This is a genomic window from Shinella sp. SUS2 (assembly GCF_001262505.1).
In the GTDB taxonomy this organism is placed as follows: Bacteria; Pseudomonadota; Alphaproteobacteria; order Rhizobiales; family Rhizobiaceae; genus Shinella.
This window is the reverse complement of the sequence record NZ_KQ410807.1, coordinates 1-3,182: the sequence shown is the minus strand read 5'-3', so window position 1 is coordinate 3,182 and position 3,182 is coordinate 1. Positions and strand designations below refer to the sequence as shown.

General features: G+C 61.9%; 4 protein-coding genes. All 4 read right to left on the bottom strand.

Going from position 1 to position 3,182, the window contains the following annotated elements; genetic code table 11:
• Positions 1–79 precede the first annotated feature (79 nt).
• From AKG11_RS33255 to AKG11_RS33240, 4 genes are read right to left on the bottom strand one after another with little or no spacing between them, the layout of a single operon-like run.
• A complete protein-coding gene (locus AKG11_RS33255) occupies positions 80–664 on the bottom strand; it encodes a plasmid pRiA4b ORF-3 family protein (RefSeq protein WP_050747119.1) in 585 nt (194 codons plus the stop codon).
• A 2-nt stretch (positions 665–666) separates the two neighbouring features.
• Positions 667–2,319 (bottom strand): IS66 family transposase, encoded by a 1,653-nt coding sequence (locus AKG11_RS33250; protein ID WP_050747118.1) that lies wholly within the window; start codon positions 2,317–2,319, stop codon positions 667–669.
• Between the two features lie 47 nt (positions 2,320–2,366).
• Positions 2,367–2,711 (bottom strand): IS66 family insertion sequence element accessory protein TnpB, encoded by a 345-nt coding sequence (tnpB, locus tag AKG11_RS33245; RefSeq protein WP_050747117.1) that lies wholly within the window; start codon positions 2,709–2,711, stop codon positions 2,367–2,369.
• Entirely contained in the window at positions 2,708–3,124 is a 417-nt protein-coding gene (locus tag AKG11_RS33240) for an IS66-like element accessory protein TnpA (RefSeq protein WP_050747116.1), read from the bottom strand. The genes tnpB and AKG11_RS33240 overlap by 4 nt, the downstream gene beginning before the upstream one ends.
• Positions 3,125–3,182 lie beyond the last annotated feature (58 nt).

The window sequence follows — 3,182 nt, the reverse complement described above, 5'->3', positions numbered from 1 at the left end:
GTGTAAGCATCCGAGCAGCCACGCGGCATGAGCACGCGCGAGTTAGGCAAATCGGGCTATAGTGATGAGGTTGCTGCGGTTAGGCTTTCCGGCGTGATCGACGCGCCCATTTCGCAGCCAGGTTTTCCACGGCTCTGTTGAGATCAGCGAAGGCTGCATTGTTTGGGTCGAAGTCTTTGGCGCCCGACCATTCGACAAGTTCGGCGTGCCGTTCATGAGCGGGGTCGGCGAGCGCCTCGCGGAACTCCTGGTATCCCCACGGACCGCCAACGTCTTCAGGCGGGCAGCGCCCCGTTGCCTCGATCAGCATTGGATCTGCAAGCGCGACGACAGGGAACGTGCGCTCGATCTTGATGCTGTGCGTCCAGCCGTCGCCGAAGTCATAGTGGTATTTGAAGGATTTCGCACCGGTGTCCTGGATTGCCGACAGGAGCGAGATCTTGCGGGCATCGAGTGGACCATCCCCCCATTCCTGGTCGGGCAAACCAAAGCCAACGTCACGGATCTGGAATTCGTAGAGGTGGGTGTTGGTCCACCCCATCGCAGCCTGCAATACCTCATGCAGCCGGCTGAGCCGGATGCGCCACGGCACGACAATGCGCCGCATCACGGTCGGTTCGACATGATCAAGGGTGACCTTCAGACGGACGAGAGAAGAGGCCATTGTCAAGCTGCCAGCATGAGGGCGGAGTTTTTGCCCTGGCGTATCCGCTTCCACTCCCAGGGAAGCAGTTCCGGCAAACGCGAGGCCGGCAGGTCGGCGATGCGAGCAAGGACATCGGCGAGCCAAGCCTTCGGGTCTACGTCGTTCAGCCGTGCGGTCATGATCAGGGTGAGCATGATGGCAGCGCGATCTGCGCCGCGGTCGGAACCGGCGAAGAGCCAAGCCTTTCTTCCGCAAGCCACACCGCGCAGCGCTCTTTCCGCGGCGTTGTTCGTCATGCAGGTCCTGCCGTCGTCGGCATAGCGGGCAAAGTCAGCCCAGCGCGACAGCATATAGTCGATCGGTCCGGCCGCCGGCGATGAGCGTGATAGGCTGGCCCGCTCGGTGCGTAACCATTCCTCCATATCGCCAAGTAGCGGCTTGCTCTTCTCCTGCCGGACCGCAAGCCGCTCGGCCGCGCTCAGACCGTTGATGTCGCGCTCGATGGCAAACAGGGCATCGATGCGCTTCACCGCCTCGAGGGCTACCGGCGAGATCGGCTTGGTACCTTTGCCGCGCCGAGCATTGCGAGCGACATCGGCCAGTTCGAAGAACTTCCGCCGCGCATGGGCGAAGCAGAACGCGGGCGTTGCCGGCATCTGCCTCTTCGTCAGATCGAACAGCGGATTGAAGCCGTTGTAGCAATCCGCCTGAAGAATGCCGCTGAAGTCGGCCAGATGCCTTTGCGGGTGCTCGCCGCGCCGATTGCAGGAGGCGTAGAAGACCGCCGCCGGCGGCGCAGGGCCGGCGAATGGCTGATCGTCGCGCACGTAAACCCATATTCGCCCGGTCGTGCATTGGCCCTTGGCCAGGATTGGGATCGTCGTGTCGTCACCGTGAAGCCGCTCGGCCTGGAACACATGTGCCTCGATCAGATCAAATATCGGCTTGAGGGCGAAGGTAACGTGACCGACCTGATCGGCCAGGGTCTGGGTCGACAGATCGATACCCTCACATTTGAACCGCGTGCTCTGGCGGTTCAGCGGGATGTGCTGCCCGAACTTGTCGAAGACGATCGTCGCCAGCAACTGAGGACCGATAAAGCCGCGCGGAGTGGCATGGAACGGTGCGGGAGCCTGACTGATCGCCTCGCAATCGCGGCAGGTAAACTTCTCGCGCACCGTCTCGATAACCTTGAAGCGGCGTGGGATCTCCTCCAACGTTTCAGTCACATCCTCGCCCAGCTTCGACAGCCGCGAGCCGCCACAGCAGGCGCATGCCGTCGGCGCTTCGACAACGATGCGTTCGCGCTCGACGTCTTCAGGCCACGGCTTGCGCACCGGACGCTTGCGGGCAAAGGCGCGTACGGACTGCGTTTTGGCCGCGGCCTCTTGGGCGCCCAGTTCATCCTCGGCGGCCGACGCCACGAGCTCTTCGAGCTGCAATTCCAACTGATCGATCAGCCGCTGCGTGCGCTCACGGCGCGGGCCGTGCTTCTCGCGCTCAAGTTTGCCAAGCAGCAATTGCAGATGTGCGTTTAGCGCCTCGATGCTCGATAGCCGGGCCTTTGCGTTGGCCGCTTCCGCCTCAGCTTGCAGTCGCGCAGCACGTTCGGCCAGCAGCGCCGCATGAGCACTTGCAAGGTCCGATGGCAGGGTAAGCGGCGGCAATGTCATAGCGACATTGAATCAGATTTCTCAACATTTTCAATGCAAAAATGCAGTCAGACCCGGCTGGGGCGCCAGGTCTCCTGCGGCGCGCGCCAGTCAATTCCTGACAGCAGATAGGAAAGCTGCGCCGTCGAGATCGGCACCGCGCCACCGTCGGCAGAAGGCCAGATGAACTTGCCTCGTTCCAATTTTTTCGTGAACAGGCAGGCCCCCTGGCCATCGTGCCAAACGACCTTGATCAGGTCACCGCGTTTACCCCTGAAGCAGAACAGATGACCGCCCAGCGGGTCGTGCTTCAGCACTTCCTGCACCCGTAACGCTAGCGACGGGAACCCACATCGCATATCCGTATAGCCCGTCGCCAGCCAAACCCGGACGCCTGTCGGGATCGGAATCATCGCAACGTCTCCAGCGCGCGCAGGATGCGCAGCAGCGCATCGACGTCGACCTCGCGATCGACAATGACACGTCGACCGTTCGTGCTCAGCACCTCCATGCGACCGCTACCCACTACCGAAGCCGATGCAGCCGAAACGGGAGCTGGCACGTCCGGTGTGATCACTGCGGGCACGAAGCCTTCGATCCGATTGCGGCAAAGGCTGCCGGACTGCGCCAACTGACGCCAACGGTACAATTGTGAGCGCGAAACCCCGTGCTTCTCAGCCGTCGCGGAGACCTGGCGACCATCGCCAGAAAAGCCTTCCTCGAGAATTTTGAACTTGGCCTCGGCGGTAAAGCGCCGCCGACGCCCTGTGTCGATGATTTCAAGCCGGCTCACCGGTGTCCGAAAACTGTCCTTATGCCTGTCCATAGCGACAAAACGACAGATTCATCTCAACCGCTCAAGGCGGCGCTCCTCGGATGCTTAC

Excerpts from the sequence above, each read along its gene's own strand:
- AKG11_RS33255 (WP_050747119.1), bottom strand. The coding sequence starts at position 664 with ATGGCCTCTTCTCTCGTCCGTCTGAAGGTCACCCTTGATCATGTCGAA.
- AKG11_RS33250 (WP_050747118.1), bottom strand. The coding sequence starts at position 2,319 with ATGACATTGCCGCCGCTTACCCTGCCATCGGACCTTGCAAGTGCTCAT.
- tnpB (WP_050747117.1), bottom strand. The coding sequence starts at position 2,711 with ATGATTCCGATCCCGACAGGCGTCCGGGTTTGGCTGGCGACGGGCTAT.
- AKG11_RS33240 (WP_050747116.1), bottom strand. The coding sequence starts at position 3,124 with ATGGACAGGCATAAGGACAGTTTTCGGACACCGGTGAGCCGGCTTGAA.